We start from the raw sequence: 17,133 nt of genomic DNA, 5'->3' as shown, positions 1-17,133 counted from the left end.
CCTTAACCTCAATATTATAGTTTTTGCTATTATTTAAGCTCAACTTCTGCTCCAGCTTCTTCCAAAGAGTTTTTGATACCTTCTGCTTCGTCTTTAGAAACACCTTCTTTAATAGCTTTAGGTGCGCTATCAACGATTTCTTTAGCGTCTTTCAATCCAAGACCAGTTAGTTCTTTCACCAACTTAACTACAGCTAATTTAGAAGCTCCAGCCGCTTTAAGGATTACATCAAACTCGGTTTTCTCTTCTGCAGCAGCAGCATCACCACCGCCAGCACCACCAGCAGCAACAGCAACAGCCGCAGCAGCAGGCTCAATACCGTACTCTTCTTTTAAAATATCAGCTAATTCGTTTACCTCTTTAACGGTAAGATTAACCAACTGTTCTGCAAAATCTTTTAAATCTGCCATTTTTCTATCGTTTAATAAATTTTTAAAATATAAAGGTTTTAGTGCGTACTAATTATTTCTCTGAAAGCGTTTTTAAGATACCAGCTAGTTTTCCGCCACCAGACTTAAGTCCAGAAATAACGTTTTTAGCAGGAGATTGTAACAATCCGATAATATCTCCAATAACTTCTTCCTTAGATTTGATGCTTACTAATGCATCAAGGTTTTCATCACCTACATAAACCGCCTCTTCTACAAAGGCACCTTTTAAAATAGGTTTTGCTGCTTTCTTTCTAAAGTTTTTGATAAGTTTAGCAGGCGCATTACCAGTATCTGATAACATTAAGGAAGTATTTCCCTTAAGTACACCTGGAAGCTCACCAAATTCTTTATCAGAAGCCTCCATTGCTTTTGCAAGCAACGTATTTTTTACAACTGCTAATTTAATATTAGCTTTAAAACAAGCTCTTCTTAAATCTGAAGTTTGCACTGCATCTAGACCAGAAATATCCGCCAAATAGATGATGGAGTTCTCCGCTAACTGAGCAGTCAAATCTTCAATTACGGTTGCTTTTTCTTCTCTTGTCATTGTTTTGAATTTGAGCTACTCGTTATTAAACTGCTTTTGGGTCTAGTTGAACACTTGGACTCATTGTACTACTTATGTAGATGCTTTTCATATAAACACCTTTTGCAGCAGCTGGTTTTAATTTCACCAAAGTATCAATTAGTTCTTTAGCGTTACCTGCAATTTTATCTGCAGAGAATGAAACTTTACCAATTGCAGCATGTACAATACCAGTCTTATCAACTTTAAAATCGATTTTACCACCTTTAACATCTGCTACCGCCTTACCTACTTCCATAGTTACAGTACCAGTTTTAGGATTAGGCATTAAACCTCTTGGACCTAAAATTCTACCCAATGGCCCTAATTTACCCATAACACTAGGCATAGTTACAATAACGTCAACGTCTGTCCAACCACCTTTGATTTTATCCAAATACTCATCCAAACCAACATAATCAGCTCCAGCCTCTTTAGCCTCCGCTTCTTTATCTGGCGTTACTAAAGCTAAAACTTTAACATCCTTACCTGTTCCGTGAGGCAACGTTACTACCCCACGTACCATTTGATTCGCTTTTCTTGGATCAACACCCAATCTTACTGCTAAATCTACAGATGCATCAAAGTTTGCATTTGTAATCTCTTTTACTAAAGCAGAAGCCTCTTGCAAAGAATACAACTTATTCCTGTCAATTTTAGCTTGAGCTTCTTTTTGCTTTTTCGTCAATTTTGCCATTCTAAATTGCTTTTTAGATTAAAAAGGTTTAGTTCCTGAAACTTTTAGCCCCATTGAACGCGCAGTACCAGCAACCATCATCATTGCAGACTCAATAGTAAATGCGTTTAAATCTACCATTTTCTCTTCTGCAATGCTTCTTACTTGGTCCCAAGATACTGACCCCGATTTTACCCTGTTAGGCTCGCCAGATCCTTTTTTAATCTTAGCAGCTTCCATCAATTGAACGGCCGCAGGTGGTGTTTTTACAACAAACTCAAACGATTTGTCTTTGTAAACGGTGATAACAACAGGCAATACTTTACCCTGCTTGTCCTGTGTTCTAGCATTAAATTGCTTACAGAACTCCATGATGTTAACACCAGCAGCACCTAAGGCGGGTCCAACCGGTGGCGACGGATTCGCAGCACCTCCCCTAACTTGTAGTTTTACAACCTTATCTACTTCTTTTGCCATTTTATATAATTAAAATTTTAATTGTGTTTATTGGAAGCACACAATTTACTTGTAACAGCTCTTACTCTAAATTTTCTCAACTTGCATATAACTTAACTCCAATGGTGTTTTTCTACCGAAAATTTTAACCATTACTTCAAGCTTACGCTTTTCCTCATTAATTTTTTCAACAGTACCGTTAAATCCATTAAAAGGACCATCTATAACCTTAACCGTCTCACCAAGAACAAAAGGAATGGCAACATTATCTGTATTCACAGCTAACTCATCAACCTTTCCTAACATTCTATTCACTTCAGATTTTCTTAGAGGAACAGGATCACCACCTTTAGTTTCCCCTAAAAAACCTATCACATTGGTTATAGATTTAATAATATGCACCATTTCCCCACCTAAATTAGCCTTAACCATTATGTATCCCGGGAAATAAGTACGCTCTTTATTTATTTTTTTTCCGTTTCTGATTTGAACCACTTTTTCAGTAGGCACCAAAACCTCCTCTAGGTAATCCGAAAAACCAGCACGTTCTACTTCATTCTCTATGTAGCCTTTAATTTTATTCTCCTGACCACTTACAGCCCTAACTACATACCATTTCTTTTCTAAAACCTCTGACATTGACCTCTATTTTTTCTTTACAAAAAATGAATTCACTCCTACAGCAATAGCCAATACCAAAAGCACATACCAAACTATACGTAAAACACCCCAAAAACCAGAATCTAATAAGGCGGAATAATAAGAACCATCCACCAACTTGCCAGTAATTGCATCAGAAAAGAACATATCAATTCCCCACGTAGTTAAAGCAAACAAAATGGAAAATACCGCTACAACCACCATTAAGTTAGATGCCTGCTCACGGCTTAACCATGTTACATTATTCTTAAGTTCTTCCCAAGATTCTTTTACGTAAGTCAACATACTTAAAACTTTAATCGCACGGGAGGAGAGACTCGAACTCCCGACACCTGGTTTTGGAGACCAGTGCTCTACCAACTGAGCTACACCCGTATTTACACTGAAAGGTATCCTGTTAAAACAGAACACCCCTTCGTGTAAATTATTTTATAAAATAAATTAATCTAAAATTTCAGTTACCTGACCAGCACCTACTGTTCTACCACCCTCACGGATTGCAAAACGCAAACCTACGTTTAATGCGATTGGCTGAATCAAATCTACGGTAATTGTCAAGTTATCACCTGGCATTACCATCTCCACTCCATCAGGAAGATTAATATTACCAGTTACATCTGTAGTTCTTACGTAGAACTGCGGACGATAGTTATTATGGAATGGCGTGTGACGGCCACCTTCTTCTTTTTTCAAGATATAAACCTCTGCCTTAAATTTAGCGTGTGGCTTTACAGAACCTGGCTTACAGATAACCATTCCTCTCTTGATGTCAGACTTTTCAATACCTCTTAATAAGATACCAACATTATCACCAGCCTCACCTCTATCAAGAATTTTACGGAACATCTCTACCCCAGTAATAGTAGAAGACAATTTCTCTGCACCCATACCAATGATATCTACAGCATCACCTGTATTAGCAACACCAGTCTCGATACGACCAGTTGCTACAGTACCACGACCAGTAATTGTAAATACATCCTCGATTGGCATTAAGAAATCCTTATCAACATCTCTAGCAGGTAATTCAATCCACTCATCAACAGCATCCATCAAACTCATTACCGTGTCAACCCACTTTTGCTCACCATTTAAAGCACCCAAAGCAGAACCCGCAATAACAGGACCGTTATCCCCATCATACTCATAGAAAGAAAGTAATTCTCTTACTTCCATTTCTACCAATTCTAATAACTCCTCATCATCAACCATGTCAACTTTATTCAAGAAAACAACGATTCTAGGAATACCTACCTGACGACCTAATAAGATGTGCTCACGTGTTTGAGGCATAGGACCATCTGTTGCAGCTACAACCAAGATAGCACCATCCATCTGAGCAGCACCAGTTACCATGTTCTTTACGTAATCCGCGTGACCTGGACAATCAACGTGCGCATAGTGACGGTTAGCAGTTTGATACTCTACGTGGGAAGTGTTAATTGTAATACCTCTTTCTTTCTCCTCTGGAGCGTTATCAATAGAATCGAAGCTTCTAAGCTCAGAAAGACCAGCGTTAGCTAATACAGTTGTAATAGCAGCAGTCAAAGTTGTTTTACCGTGATCCACGTGTCCAATAGTACCTATATTAAGGTGTGGTTTGGAACGATCAAATGTTTCCTTAGCCATTTTAAATGATTTTTAATCTTAGTTTATATTAGTGTCAAAATCGTTTTGGAGCCAATGACGGGATTTGAACCCGTGACCTCTTCCTTACCAAGGAAACGCTCTACCCCTGAGCTACACCGGCGTAAAGTGTTGAATCAACTACCTTTTTCAATAGCCCCCCAAAATTGGAAGAGTTACCCTAAACAGGGATTGACTTAGAGCGGGAGACCGGGTTCGAACCGGCGACATTCAGCTTGGAAGGCTGACGCTCTACCAACTGAGCTACTCCCGCATTATTAATTATCAATATTTCAAAAAAACTCTGCGAAAAAATATTTCTTCAGAGCAAATCTTAAAACCGCGCTTTAAGATTTAGTGGGGAGAGCAGGATTCGAACCTGCGAAGACATAGTCAGCAGATTTACAGTCTGCCCTCGTTGGCCGCTTGAGTATCTCCCCGCCTTGTGTTTTCAGTATTTCAGAGCCGATAGAGGGACTCGAACCCACGACCTGCTGATTACAAATCAGCTGCTCTAGCCAGCTGAGCTATATCGGCAATTTTGCACTTAAATTAGTCACAAAAAAAGCCCGCTATTTCTAACGGACTGCAAATGTAGAGATATTTTTATTTAAACAAAACTTTTTGCAAAAAAAATTATCAGGCATGTGCCCTAAGTTTTTGTTTCTTCTTTACCAATTGTCTTTCTAAAGAACTACACGCATTATCCACAGCCTCTTCAAAAGACTTACATTGTTTTTTTACAATTAATTGATCCCTTGGGATTTGCACTTTAATTTCTACAATTTTGTTCTCCTTTGCACTTGTGTTTTGGACTTTTAAATACACATCAGAACTAATTACTTTATCATAAAATAAATCTAGCTTATCCAATCTATTTTCTATAAAATTGATAAGCTTTTTGTCTGCAACAAAGTTTACGGATTGCGCATTTACCTTCATAAAGTGATTTTTTAAAGCTCGTAAGAAATACGAGCGGGTTAAACATAAAAGGAGGCCTTACTCCTTGCTTCTAGGATGGGCAGTCTTATGAATCTTCTTTAATTCTGCAATACTATTGTGCGTGTACACTTGCGTTGAAGCCAAAGAAGCATGCCCTAACAACTCTTTCACAGCATTTAGATCAGCCCCTTGGTTTAAAAGATGAGTAGCAAATGTATGCCGGAGCATATGCGGACTCTTTTTTACCTTAGGCGAGACCAAACTAAGATACTTATTTATAACCCGATAAACAAGAGTTTCGTATAATTTAAGACCCTTTTTTGTAAGAAATAAAAAGGCATAATCTTTGATGACAGGAAGCCTGTTTCTCACCTCTAAGTACTCTTCTATAGCATCTTTAAGAGTGGGCAATATAGGTACAATCCGCTCTTTTTTACGCTTGCCTAAAACTTTTAAATTACCTGTTACACCATTGTAATCTACTAGCTTTATTTTCACCAACTCCGCCCGTCTTATTCCAGTTGTGTACAGCAGGTTTATTATTAAATAATCTCGTTTACCCTCAAAAGTATTTGGATATTCTATCTGATCTAGAACTTGTGACATTTCTTCTTTTGAAAAAGGAACCTGTACTTTCTTGGGAATTTTTAATGACTTATGTTTAGCGAATGGTGTATCAGTGCGTGCTTCTATCTTTAAAAGAAATTTAAAGTATGCTTTTAAAGAAGATAACTTTCTATTAATACTTCTGGCAGACAATCCAGATTCTATTAAAAATACAATCCAACTTCTAATGACTGCATATTCCAACGTAAGTAAATCTTCTTCCATTAACCCACTCTGAGCTAAGAATGTGCTAATATCATTCTTATAGGCCACAACAGTATGCTTGGCATACTTTTTTTCTAACTGCAAATAATCTAGAAATGCGGATACAGACATGATTTAAATTTACGTTAATCTAAATGGTACAAACAAAAAAATCCCGCCTTTTGGGCAGGATTCTAATATTATTTTGGAAAAACTACAGTTCTTCTTGGTCTCTAAGACTTTGGATATACTGTGCTTTTTGTATTTCCGCTCTACGTTTTACAGAAGGCTTAGTAAACTGCTGACGGCTTCTTAATTGTCTCATTGCTCCGGTTCTATCGAACTTACGCTTAAAACGCTTTAGCGCTCTATCAATGTTTTCTCCTTCTTTTACTGGTATAATTAACATTAGCTACAACCTCCTTTCTTTTATATTTTGGACGGCAAATATACAAATGTATTCCTATGTACAAAGAAAAAAATCATTTTATTATAAGTTATTAGTTTGTAGGCTTTTTATATTCTTTTTTATCGATTATGATTTTTGATAAAATTTCTTTTAAAATTTCTGAAGTACCACCACCAATGGGCCCCAATCTACTATCTCTTAACATTCTTGCAAGAGGATAATCTTCTATATAGCCATATCCACCCAAAAATTGCAAACAATTATACATTACTTCATCTGCAATTTGAGTGCCTTTTAATTTTGAAATGGTAGCCTCTTTAACCATATAGCTACCCTTTTGCATTTGAGCTACTACATGGTAATTGTAGTGTTTTATCAATTCTACCTCTGCTACCATATCTACTAAACGATGACGCAGGGCCTGGTATTGATTTATTGACTTACCAAAGGTCTCCCTTTCTCCCATATATTTTAAAGTATATTCCAAGGCAAACTCTGACCTAGCATGCGCATTTATCCCCATAACCAAACGTTCCAATGCAAAAGCCTCCATTATATAAACAAAGCCTTTGCCTTCTTCCCCCATCAAATTGCCAACTGGCACTTCTACATTATCAAAAGCCAACTCCGCTGTATCAGAAGCACGCCAGCCTAGTTTATTTAATTTATTAGCAGAAACACCCTTTGCATTTCTATCCACCAATAACATACTAATCCCTTTATTACCTGCACTTGGGTCTGTTTTAGCAGCCAAAACAATGTAATCTCCATAAACACCATTGGTAATAAATGTTTTAGAACCATTAATGACGTAGACATCTCCTTTTTTAACAGCAGTGGTACGCATACCTGCCACATCACTACCACCAAAAGGCTCGGTAACCCCTAGGCATCCTATTTTTTGACCCATGACACTAGGCTCTAGGTAACGTTTTTTTTGGTCTGGGTTTGCTATTTTATTTAAATAGGTCATTGCCAGATACTCATGAGCCCACATAGCAGCAGCAAAACCACCCGAGTTAATTTTCTGTAACTCTTCTAAAAAAATAGTGGTGTAAAAAAGATCTAACTCTAAACCTCCATATTCCTCTGGGGTATTGAGCCCAAAATAGCCCATTTCTCCAAATTTTTCCCAAATAAAACGGTCAATAGTTCCGGTTTTTTCCCAGTTTTCTATATGAGGTGTGACTTCTTTTTGCAAAAAGTCTCTTAGGCTCTCTCTAAACAGTTGGTGTTCTTCTGTAAAGTAGACACTATTCATAGCAATTTGTTTATAGTGACAAATATAAGGCTATTCTATCTAGTTTATCTGATGGAAAACCGTGAAGATTTTTTAGTTCTTGGTAGGATTTGAACACTCCATTGCGGTCTCTATATTGCACAATTGCCCATGCCGTTTTTTTATCTATATAAATTAATTGCACCAACTCCTCGTAGGGTGCAGTATTAATGTTTACAGGCGTAATACTTGGCTTTTTTAACACTTTGAATATTTGCATAGCTTTTTGCGCTACCTCTGGAGGCAACCCATAAACATCCATAAATTGTTCTTCTGTTACAAAACCACCTAATTTATCCCTAAACTTAATAGTTCTAGCAGCAAGTTTCTCCCCTATTCCCTTAACCTGCATTAAATCTTCCTTAGTCGCCAAGTTAATGTCTATTACGGTTTTCACGTTGCTCCATGTTGGGGTCAATTCCTTTTTTGATGCTTGCCCCCTTTTTTTCGTCTTCCATTTCGGAAACCTTAAAAAAGGCAAACTTCTTTTTAGCATTGAATCTGATATACCAGAAACGTTTTGAAAGTCTTCCGGACTATTCATAAAGCTATCCTTAGCTCTAAATCGGATTATATTTTCTAGTTCACCCGAGGATAACCCTAAAAAATAAGCTTTGTAATCCGAAATGTAATTAGGATTAAAAGGATACAGTTTTAAAGTGTCTTTTTGTTTGGCTAAGGCCCGTAAACTATCTAGTTCCTTTTGTAACTCCTGATTTATTATTAAGGATGAAGGTTGTGATTGTGTTCCATAATTTATCCATAGCCACTTTGCTCCAAGTATAAGGATTAACAGTAAGAGCAAATAAAAAATCCCACTTCGTTCTTGTTTAGAGAACCGAAAGTGGGATTTACTATTTTTCATAAGTATTTACGCCAAAAGGATTACTCCTCTATAGCATTCAACTTTAATTTTATAGCATCCATGTAACGTTTTAACTCTGCTTTTACCTTAGGAGCTAGGATAACTATACCAATCATATTGGGGACCATCATACCAAAAATCATGGCATCAGAAAACCCGATGACTGAGTTTAAACTAGCAGAGGCACCTACAATTACAAATAAGCAAAAAATGATTTTATAGGTATATTCGGTCTTTTTATTTCTACCGAATAAATAAGCCCATGCTTGATAACCATAATAAGACCAAGAGATTTGTGTACTAAATGCGAATAATACAACAGCAATTGTCAACACATATGGAAACCAGCTAATTACAGACTCAAATGCACCTGAGGTTAATAATATGGCTTCCGCATCATTCAAGGATGCGTTTTCTGGATTTACATTACCGGTTATAATTAGTACCAAAGCAGTCATTGTACATACTAAAACTGTATCTATAAACGGTTCTAATAAGGCCACCAAACCTTCGGATGCCGGATACTTTGTTCTCACTGCGGAATGCGCAATAGAAGCTGAACCAACCCCTGCTTCATTAGAAAAGGCAGCTCTTCTGAAACCTTGAATAAGTACACCAACAGCGCCACCTACAATACCTTCTGGAGCGAAAGCTCCATTTATTATTTCGCCAAAGGCCCATCCAATCAAATCGTATTTAGCAATAAGAACAAATAAAGATGCTCCTACATAAATAACAACCATAAATGGAACAATTTTATCTGTAACCTTAGCAATAGACTTAATACCTCCTATAATTACAATACCAACCAATACAGCCATAACTAGACCAAAAACCCATCTATAACCATACAAGAAAGACTCCGTACCACCTGTCATATTTTCAAATAATTGCACCGCTTGGTTTACTTGAAACATATTACCACCGCCAAAAGAACCCCCAATACACATAACAGCAAAAGCACCAGCTAAGACCTTACCAAGTGTTTTATTTTTTAATCCTTTATTTAAGTAATACATAGGTCCGCCAAAAACAGTACCGTCTGCACCAACGTCTCTATATTTGACTCCCAAGGTACATTCTACAAACTTGGATGCCATCCCTAAAACACCAGCGACTATCATCCAAAAAGTTGCTCCTGCTCCACCAATAGATACTGCTATTGCCACACCAGCAATATTACCTAAACCTACAGTTGCTGAAAGCGCCGCAGTGAGTGCCTGAAAGTGAGACACCTCACCATCAGAACTTTCATCTCTTATAGTATCTAATATATCGCCATCTACTACAATTTCATCTTTGTTATCTGTAAGGTGTTTATCAAGGCTGTCTACCTTATTCATGTCTACACCACCGGCAATCCCGTCTTCTCCATAAAGGTTTTTGGCTCCATATTTTTCAATATCTTCATATTTACCCATCACTACTTTAATAGCGACCCAAACTCCGGTAAAATTGATAAACCTAAAGTAAAATGTAAAAAAGCCTGCCCCGAGGATTAAAGGGAATAACACCCAATAAATTTTTATATTCTCTGTAAACGGTATTTGGTAGAAAATGAAGTTCACAAACCATCCGGTTAAATCTCCGAATACTTTATCGATTTTTTCATCTATACCCTTCTCTGCAGCATCTTGAGCAAACGTCATGGCGGGTAATAAAAAAGTCATGAGCGAAAGAAGTCTGTACTTCATACTTATGTTAATTTGGTTTAAATTTTTTGTTAGGTCACAATATCCTAAAAAATTACAACTCAATCAAATTTAGTTGTTATTTATCCGCCAATTTCAAACATTTGGTTCAGTTTTTGTATTTGCTCTGGTCTACCTAATACAATAACCTTTCCCTTTGGCTCTAGTTGTTGGTCTGCTTCTGGATTAATGATGTAATTTCCTTGTGGATCTATGTAACCAATTATTGTACATCCCGTTTTTCTTCTTAAATCTAAATCTCTAATGGATTGGCAATCTATTTGATCTGTAAAATCCGTAATCTCTACCTCTTCTAAATTAGTAGTATTCTCACCCTCTATGGATAGTTTATCCATAAATGTGATTAAATCTGGCATTACTACCAGACTTGCCATGTGGTCACCACCAATTTTGTCTGGCATAATTACCTTATCTGCACCGGCAAATTGCAATTTTTTAACGGAATTAACTTGAGACGCTCTACTTATAATAAACAAGTTTTTATTTAATTGCCTTGCAGACAGCACCACAAAAAGATTTAGAGCATCGTCTGGTAATGCTGTAACTAAATATTGCGCTTTTTTTATGCCTGCAGCCATGAGAGCTTCATCATCATTTACATCGCCCTCCACAAAAAGTATATCATCTTCAAAAGCTTCTATCACAGCATGGTCTTTTTCTATAACAACAAAAGGCTTTTTATAGGCCTTTAACTTTTCCGCTGCTTGTTGACCATTACGCCCATAACCACAGACAACCACATGATTCTCCAAACTATTAATTTTGTTCATTACTTTTTTCTTTTTTAATAATTGAAGGGAATTTCTACTTAGAATATATTCTGATATTACAGAAATAGCAAAACCAAAAATAAACACGCTAGCAATGATTAAAAAGACAGTAAATATCTGCGCATTTGTATCTAAAGGTCTTACTTCTGAAAAACCAACAGTAGTTACCGTAATAATGGTCATGTAAATGGCTTCTATCCACGTATACCCTGCCATGATACGATAGCCAAAAACCCCAATAATAAATATAACACACATTAAAGTAAGTGCTATAGCGAGTCTGGATCTAAATAATTTAATCATAAATTATAAATCAAAGACGGAAGTTCTTTTGGTATATACAAGGTCCTTAATCTTTAACCAAAAAGCAATAAATAAATATAATGCAAAACCAAAACCGAGTGTTACAAAGGTTAGATAGATAAAAGTTGTACGTACCACTCTTGCCCTAATACCTATTAGGCCAGCTATGCGTTCACAAACTTCAAAGCCCCGCTTTTGAAAGTAATAAAGTAAATCGTAAAACCATTGCATGGTTAAAATTAGCTATTTCTTCTTAAAAGTTGGTGTCCAAGCGCACATTGCAAACATTTATTTTTAACACAATACTTGTGATACAATTGTAAATTTGCTTGTGAATCCAATGCATTTTCTACCGGAACATCCAAGTTTTTATAGTTGGTATTTATAGTATTTTTCTCTGCTGACAAGCTGCGCATTTGTACTATTAAAACCTCTGGCTGTAACTTACCTAAATGCTTCTGATAAGCAAATTTTACTGGTATTAAAGTGTTAATGACCAACAAATCTATAAATGTCTTTGATATTTTTTTTCTTCTATGCGTTGATACTTTACCAAAGTTATAATGTGTATTCCAATAGTCAGATGCAGCAACTTCTTTAAAAACTGAAGTATTTACACCTGCTCCATCCGTAATTACTTTTCTAAAAATATTTTGGGTTTTGTGATACAACTGAGCAAGCTGTGCCAATCTGATGGTAGGAAAATTAGAAGGACGAAGCCCAAAGAACTCTGGCTTGGCAACCTGACTTTTTAATTGAAATTTAATTTTTAAAAAATTATACTCGTTAATCAGCTGCTTTTCGTAAGAATGGACACCTTCTAATCCCTCTAATAAGCCACTAACCCCTAAAAGCAAGGCTTCTAACTGTAATATGTTAGGCGCTACTTTACGAATAATTGAAAAATCAATTGCTTTACCTAATTCCAAAAAGGCATTGCCATTTCTATTTAAACCAAAATTCTTGAGCAGCATGCAGAAAAGCACTTTTTCCCAATCGTTTTGAGAATCTTCTAATAATTGAAAAAGTAAAGCCGATTTATCTTGTAAACGCTCTATGTATAACCTTTCTTGCCAATTCTTTATAATGAAAGAATCTATTTGCAATAACTGGGATTCACAATTAATAAAAGACTTTTTGGTGTTTCGTAGTAGGTTATTATAAGAATTTAAAAACTCCTTATCCACGGTTGTTTTCAATTCTAAAACCGGAATACTAGAGCCATCTTTTCTAAAGACTTCAACATCATTTTCCCAAACTACATGTAAGATCACATTATTGTACCGCAAGTCGGCTTCGTGCCCATGTATGTACCAATCCGAAGATTTTATATGCATTTCTACATTGCCAGCCCATACTTGTCCACCAATATTAAGTTTTGCATTAAAAAAATCAGGGCCAGAAAATAGATTTAAAGTACCACTTTGGTACACCTCTATTGGCTGACCCTTTTCTGTAGCAAGGCTTTTGCCTCTTAACTTATTATTTTTCCAAATAAAATGAAGTAAGTCTTCTCGCATACTGCTAATATACAGCAAACTACAAGCAACGAGGCTTCATCAAAAAAAATAAGTTTAATCTTCTACTACCGCTCCCTGCCAGTTCATAAACCCACCTTCTAAATTAAAGGCGCTTTTAAATCCAGCATTTTCCATTATAGCGCATGCTTGTCCACTTCTGTTACCAGAACGGCAATACACATAATAATTTTTACTTTTATCTAACTTTTCAACTTCTGCCAAAAAATCAGGACCTAAATAAAAATCAATATTTGTAGCACCCGGTATGTATCCTTCTTCTACTTCTTCTGGTGTTCTAACATCTAGTATAAACGCGTTGGAATCATTCTCCAACTGTTCTTCCCATGCTTCTTGAGATAAGTTTGCCATATGTTTTATTTTAATCTTGAGAATTAATTAGGCTAAACGCCGTTAATGTTTAAATTTTAATTGAACAACCTATTGCCTTAGTTGTTGTTACTTCTATTTGTTTACCGGCCAGCATAGCATTTACCGCATCTTCTACGTAGCGGTCTTCTACCAGTGCAGCATTTTGGTAATTATCATCAATAGCACCTATGTAACGCACTATATTACCATTCTGTGTTTTTTCTAACAAGAAAACATGCGGCGTTCTAGTAGCTCCGTATAGAGGAAAAACTTTTTGTCCTTCATCTACTAAATATGGATATTCCATTTCTTTTGCGTCTGCCCTCGCAATCATTTCTTTAAAACTTTCACCAGGTTCCACCACTGGGTTATTTGGATTTATAGCGATAACGGGTACATCTTTTGGCGCATATTTTGTGTGCAATTCTATAATACGGTCCTCGTAAGCTTGTGCATATGGGCATGTATTGCACGTAAAAATGACTAAGAAACCTTTAGCTTCTGGGTAATCTACCAAAGAAACCACTTTACCATTAACATTTTTTAGAGAAAAGTCAGATGCTTTATCTCCAATCTCGTACCCATTTTGAGCCCATCCTACCGCTACAAAAAGCAATATTAACAGGTTAGTAAATAACTTTTTCATAATTCTTTTTTATCTGGTTTTAATAAATTCGTTTAGAACTTCAGTTAACCTATTATAAGATAAACCTTCTTCAAAAAACAAACGTTTATCCTTGTTGTATATTAATGTAGCTGGTATGCCACCACCCCAATTTTCGTTCACCTGCGGCATCCAATCATTCATCTTTGTGTCATCCAGAATAATCACTCTGCCTTTTAGTTTATGCTCTTCCACAAAAGGCACCAATCTTTTTTTCCACATATTAGGCATATCAAGACTCACTAGAATTAATTCTACGTTGTTCTCTTTTTGCTCTAAATACACTTTTTCAAAATCTGGCAATTCTGCTATACATGGTTTACACCAAGTTGCCCAAAAATTTACAATGTATGTTTTATCATCTTCCTTATGTAGCAAAGGTTTTAATCCCTCATAATTATAGATAGGAAAACCAACGCCCTCTGCAAAATCTTCATTCTTTTCTATGCTATTTGTAACCTCTTCCTTTTTGTTTTTACAGGAGCTCAATCCTACAAATAAAAAAATCAGCAATATTATCCTCATCCTAACCTAATTAAGGTCCTAAAATTAAAAGCCCTATAAAGCTTACCATTCTATTTTAACACAAAATTAGTGCTAAAATAATCTTTTCCATTCAAAAAGAACATACATTTGTATATACAATTATTGTAAATACATGAATGTTGAAAAGCTAATAAAAACTTCAAAAGAAATACCAATAAAACAACGTAGCATTATACACCTACAGATGGTGAGTAATATGATTACGGAACAAATTAACAATGCTTTAAAACCTTTTGATGTTTCTCTACAACAATTTAATGTGCTTCGAATTTTAAGAGGTCAAAAAGGGAAACCAGCCAACCTATCTACCATAAGTGAGCGCATGGTATCTAAAATGAGTAATACAACCAGATTGGTAGACAAGCTGATTAAAAAAGAATATGTAGAAAGGCAAGTATGCGCTAGCAACAGACGAAAAGTTGAAATACGCATAACAAAGAATGGTTTGGCCGCTTTAGAGGAAATTGACAAGGTCCTCTTAAACAAAGAAAATGATTTAACTAAAAGTTTTACGGACGAAGATTTAAAACAATTAAATAATCTATTAGATAAATTTTAGAATGAGTGATATTTTAACCCCCTTAAAATGGCGTTACGCCGTTAAAAAGTTTGACGATACAAAAAAAGTTTCTCAAAAAGATTTAGAGCAAATTTTAGAAGCCATACAACTAAGTGCATCCTCTTATGGTTTACAACCTTACGAAGTATTTGTGGTGACCGATGCAGAACTTAGACAAAAATTGCAACCTGCTTCTTGGGGACAATCCCAAATTGTTGATGCTTCTCATCTACTAATTTTTGCAAATAAGACTAACGTAGATGACGCTTACATAGATGCTTATTTAGAAAATGTAGGTGCCATAAGAAACCTACCTACTGAAGCGCTTACTGGCTATGCTGATTTTATGAAGTCTAAAATAAATGAGCTCTCTGCTGAACAGAAAAATATTTGGACCGCAAAGCAGGTATACATCGCTTTAGGCAATGCGCTAGATGCATGTGCTGCATTACAAGTAGACAGCTGCCCTATGGAAGGGTTTGACAACGCCACATACAATGAAATCTTAGATCTCCCTTCTAAAGGTTTAAATGCAACGGTAGTTTTACCAATTGGCTATAGGTCTACAGAAGACCAAACCCAACACTACGAAAAAGTGCGTAAATCAAAAGAGGACCTTTTTACATTTATATAAATTAATACATTTTTAATAGTAAACACATGAAAACTACATTATTAAGTTTAGCACTAACATTAGTATTTGGCGCCGCCCTAGCAAACCCAATCGATGGTAAAAAACCTGTAGACACAGAAAAAAGCAAAGTAACATGGAAAGGTTACAAGGTAACTGGATCGCATGAAGGAACCATTTCTTTAAAAGAAGGATTTTTATCTTTTACAGATGATAAATTAACTGGTGGAGAATTTGTTGTTGATATGACCACCATAAACACCACGGATTTAGAAGGTGACATGAAAGGTAAACTAGACGGGCATTTAAGCTCAGCTGATTTCTTTGGAATAGAAGAACACACCACTTCTAAATTGGTTTTTAGTAGCGTAAAAGCTACGGGTAAAAATTCCTATGAAGTTACAGGAGATTTAACCATTAAAGGTACCACAGAACCTGTAACTTTTGATGTTTCGGTTTACGGCAGCAAAGCCACTGCTACGTTAAAGGTAGATAGAACAAAGTACGACATCAGATATGGTTCTGGTAGCTTTTTTGACAACTTAGGAGACAAAACAATTTATGACGAATTTGATTTGGTTGTTGATTTGGTATTCTAATAAGAACTAATTATCCATGAATTAAAAAAGCCCACTCTTTTTGAGTGGGCTTTTTTCCTATCCACCTCACCTACACTTTTGCACCACTCATCTACAGTTATAATTGCCTTATCCTGTTAGCTAACAAAAAATCATAGGGTATTTAAATATTTGTAGCAGATAAAACCAATAACTATGCTACAAAATACAGATTACAACTACCACTTAGCTAATGAGTCTTTAACACAACAACAAACACCTGTGTTTTTTAATGTGTACGATAACAATTTTGAGACGATTGACCGCTCCAAATATCCATGGCATCTAAAATTAATAATCACTTCTGAGTTCAATCCATTTCAAATTCAATCGTTTAAAAACGAAATGGATGTTCAGCATCACATAGAAGAATATCTGACAGCAAACATATCTAGATTTACAATATTTACTAAACTAGCAGCTGTTTTTGATAATCATGGTAATATTGTATACCATTGGTATTTGCAAGACCCCGTTATCAATGTAAATTTTGAAGAGATACAGGACATTAGGGAAATAGAAGTCAGTTTGCATAGAGATAACAATTGGCATAGCAATGATTATCTTATAAGCTACTTAGAAAAGGACAAACAACTTTTGCAAGACGCACAAGATGCCGATAATAGTTACGGCATTTAAGGAGATCAATTAAAATGTTGGTCAATTAAATTTTCATTCCTATATTTACGGCAATGAAAATGTTTATAAAAAATAATTGGTGGT

General features: G+C 35.8%; 22 protein-coding genes, 5 tRNA genes and 1 pseudogene. 4 read left to right on the top strand and 24 right to left on the bottom strand.

All coding sequences use genetic code 11. From position 1 onward, the window contains the following. Window positions 1–29: 29 nt before the first annotated feature. The 24 genes and pseudogenes from rplL to FBT53_RS14275 all read right to left on the bottom strand — a co-directional run. Window positions 30–416 (bottom strand): annotated as a pseudogene (rplL, locus tag FBT53_RS14390) (50S ribosomal protein L7/L12); the annotation flags it as partial. A gap of 46 nt (window positions 417–462) precedes the next feature. After that, on the bottom strand, window positions 463–978 hold the full coding sequence (gene rplJ, locus FBT53_RS14385) for a 50S ribosomal protein L10 (protein ID WP_136951888.1): 516 nt from the start codon (window positions 976–978) through the stop codon (window positions 463–465). A gap of 25 nt (window positions 979–1,003) precedes the next feature. Beyond that, the gene (rplA, locus tag FBT53_RS14380) at window positions 1,004–1,693 is read right to left on the bottom strand and encodes a 50S ribosomal protein L1 (protein ID WP_136951887.1); all 690 of its coding nucleotides are present in this window, start codon (window positions 1,691–1,693) and stop codon (window positions 1,004–1,006) included. A gap of 18 nt (window positions 1,694–1,711) precedes the next feature. Beyond that, window positions 1,712–2,149, bottom strand: coding sequence for a 50S ribosomal protein L11 (rplK, locus tag FBT53_RS14375; protein WP_136951886.1), 438 nt, complete (start codon window positions 2,147–2,149; stop codon window positions 1,712–1,714). A gap of 66 nt (window positions 2,150–2,215) precedes the next feature. Next, window positions 2,216–2,767, bottom strand: coding sequence for a transcription termination/antitermination protein NusG (nusG, locus tag FBT53_RS14370; protein ID WP_136951885.1), 552 nt, complete (start codon window positions 2,765–2,767; stop codon window positions 2,216–2,218). Between the two features lie 6 nt (window positions 2,768–2,773). Beyond that, entirely contained in the window at window positions 2,774–3,073 is a 300-nt protein-coding gene (secE, locus tag FBT53_RS14365; RefSeq protein WP_136951884.1) for a preprotein translocase subunit SecE, read from the bottom strand. 17 nt (window positions 3,074–3,090) lie between these two features. Then, window positions 3,091–3,163: transfer RNA gene (locus FBT53_RS14360), tRNA-Trp, on the bottom strand. Between the two features lie 66 nt (window positions 3,164–3,229). Further along, window positions 3,230–4,417, bottom strand: a complete 1,188-nt coding sequence (gene tuf / locus FBT53_RS14355; RefSeq protein WP_136951883.1) for an elongation factor Tu — start codon at window positions 4,415–4,417, stop codon at window positions 3,230–3,232. Window positions 4,418–4,463: 46 nt separating this feature from the next. Then, window positions 4,464–4,538, bottom strand: a tRNA-Thr gene (locus FBT53_RS14350). A gap of 77 nt (window positions 4,539–4,615) precedes the next feature. Next, window positions 4,616–4,688: transfer RNA gene (locus FBT53_RS14345), tRNA-Gly, on the bottom strand. A gap of 84 nt (window positions 4,689–4,772) precedes the next feature. After that, window positions 4,773–4,854: transfer RNA gene (locus FBT53_RS14340), tRNA-Tyr, on the bottom strand. A 23-nt stretch (window positions 4,855–4,877) separates the two neighbouring features. After that, window positions 4,878–4,951, bottom strand: a tRNA-Thr gene (locus tag FBT53_RS14335). 102 nt (window positions 4,952–5,053) lie between these two features. Next, window positions 5,054–5,356: a ribosome hibernation-promoting factor, HPF/YfiA family gene (gene hpf / locus FBT53_RS14330; RefSeq protein WP_136951882.1), complete on the bottom strand. Its 303-nt coding sequence runs from the start codon at window positions 5,354–5,356 to the stop codon at window positions 5,054–5,056. A gap of 57 nt (window positions 5,357–5,413) precedes the next feature. Continuing rightward, a complete protein-coding gene (locus FBT53_RS14325; protein ID WP_136951881.1) occupies window positions 5,414–6,298 on the bottom strand; it encodes a tyrosine-type recombinase/integrase in 885 nt (294 codons plus the stop codon). Window positions 6,299–6,380: 82 nt separating this feature from the next. Further along, window positions 6,381–6,575 carry a 30S ribosomal protein S21 gene (gene rpsU, locus FBT53_RS14320; protein WP_136951880.1) on the bottom strand — a complete coding sequence of 65 codons (195 nt, stop codon included), beginning with the start codon at window positions 6,573–6,575 and terminating at the stop codon, window positions 6,381–6,383. 91 nt (window positions 6,576–6,666) lie between these two features. Then, window positions 6,667–7,836 carry an acyl-CoA dehydrogenase family protein gene (locus tag FBT53_RS14315; protein WP_136951879.1) on the bottom strand — a complete coding sequence of 390 codons (1,170 nt, stop codon included), beginning with the start codon at window positions 7,834–7,836 and terminating at the stop codon, window positions 6,667–6,669. 10 nt (window positions 7,837–7,846) lie between these two features. Then, the gene (locus FBT53_RS14310) at window positions 7,847–8,719 is read right to left on the bottom strand and encodes a helix-hairpin-helix domain-containing protein (protein WP_136951878.1); all 873 of its coding nucleotides are present in this window, start codon (window positions 8,717–8,719) and stop codon (window positions 7,847–7,849) included. 20 nt (window positions 8,720–8,739) lie between these two features. After that, window positions 8,740–10,413 carry a sodium:alanine symporter family protein gene (locus FBT53_RS14305; RefSeq protein WP_136951877.1) on the bottom strand — a complete coding sequence of 558 codons (1,674 nt, stop codon included), beginning with the start codon at window positions 10,411–10,413 and terminating at the stop codon, window positions 8,740–8,742. A gap of 80 nt (window positions 10,414–10,493) precedes the next feature. Next, window positions 10,494–11,504: a TrkA family potassium uptake protein gene (locus FBT53_RS14300; protein WP_136951876.1), complete on the bottom strand. Its 1,011-nt coding sequence runs from the start codon at window positions 11,502–11,504 to the stop codon at window positions 10,494–10,496. 3 nt (window positions 11,505–11,507) lie between these two features. Next, window positions 11,508–11,735 carry a PspC domain-containing protein gene (locus FBT53_RS16330; RefSeq protein WP_136951875.1) on the bottom strand — a complete coding sequence of 76 codons (228 nt, stop codon included), beginning with the start codon at window positions 11,733–11,735 and terminating at the stop codon, window positions 11,508–11,510. Window positions 11,736–11,743: 8 nt separating this feature from the next. Next, the gene (locus tag FBT53_RS14290; RefSeq protein ID WP_136951874.1) at window positions 11,744–13,024 is read right to left on the bottom strand and encodes a DUF2851 family protein; all 1,281 of its coding nucleotides are present in this window, start codon (window positions 13,022–13,024) and stop codon (window positions 11,744–11,746) included. Window positions 13,025–13,078: 54 nt separating this feature from the next. After that, complete coding sequence (locus FBT53_RS14285) at window positions 13,079–13,393, bottom strand: rhodanese-like domain-containing protein (protein ID WP_136951873.1); 315 nt, start codon at window positions 13,391–13,393, stop codon at window positions 13,079–13,081. Between the two features lie 49 nt (window positions 13,394–13,442). Then, complete coding sequence (locus FBT53_RS14280) at window positions 13,443–14,039, bottom strand: thioredoxin family protein (RefSeq protein ID WP_136951872.1); 597 nt, start codon at window positions 14,037–14,039, stop codon at window positions 13,443–13,445. 9 nt (window positions 14,040–14,048) lie between these two features. Further along, entirely contained in the window at window positions 14,049–14,582 is a 534-nt protein-coding gene (locus tag FBT53_RS14275; protein WP_136951871.1) for a TlpA disulfide reductase family protein, read from the bottom strand. A gap of 133 nt (window positions 14,583–14,715) precedes the next feature. On the opposite strand from FBT53_RS14275, the gene FBT53_RS14270 reads away from it, so the two are divergent. The 4 genes from FBT53_RS14270 to FBT53_RS14255 all read left to right on the top strand — a co-directional run bounded on the left by FBT53_RS14270 (window position 14,716) and on the right by FBT53_RS14255 (window position 17,049). Continuing rightward, window positions 14,716–15,162, top strand: a complete 447-nt coding sequence (locus FBT53_RS14270; protein WP_136951870.1) for a MarR family winged helix-turn-helix transcriptional regulator — start codon at window positions 14,716–14,718, stop codon at window positions 15,160–15,162. Between the two features lies 1 nt (window position 15,163). Then, window positions 15,164–15,796, top strand: coding sequence for an NAD(P)H-dependent oxidoreductase (locus tag FBT53_RS14265; protein WP_136951869.1), 633 nt, complete (start codon window positions 15,164–15,166; stop codon window positions 15,794–15,796). A 26-nt stretch (window positions 15,797–15,822) separates the two neighbouring features. After that, window positions 15,823–16,392, top strand: coding sequence for a YceI family protein (locus FBT53_RS14260; protein ID WP_136951868.1), 570 nt, complete (start codon window positions 15,823–15,825; stop codon window positions 16,390–16,392). 174 nt (window positions 16,393–16,566) lie between these two features. Continuing rightward, window positions 16,567–17,049: a hypothetical protein gene (locus FBT53_RS14255; protein ID WP_136951867.1), complete on the top strand. Its 483-nt coding sequence runs from the start codon at window positions 16,567–16,569 to the stop codon at window positions 17,047–17,049. The last annotated feature ends 84 nt before the right edge of the window (window positions 17,050–17,133 follow it).

The sequence above is a fragment of the Flavobacterium sp. ASW18X genome (assembly GCF_005144745.1).
Classification (GTDB): domain Bacteria; phylum Bacteroidota; class Bacteroidia; order Flavobacteriales; family Flavobacteriaceae; genus Croceivirga.
Note: the sequence above shows the minus strand (reverse complement) of the source record. Positions and strands in the feature narration are given on the sequence as shown.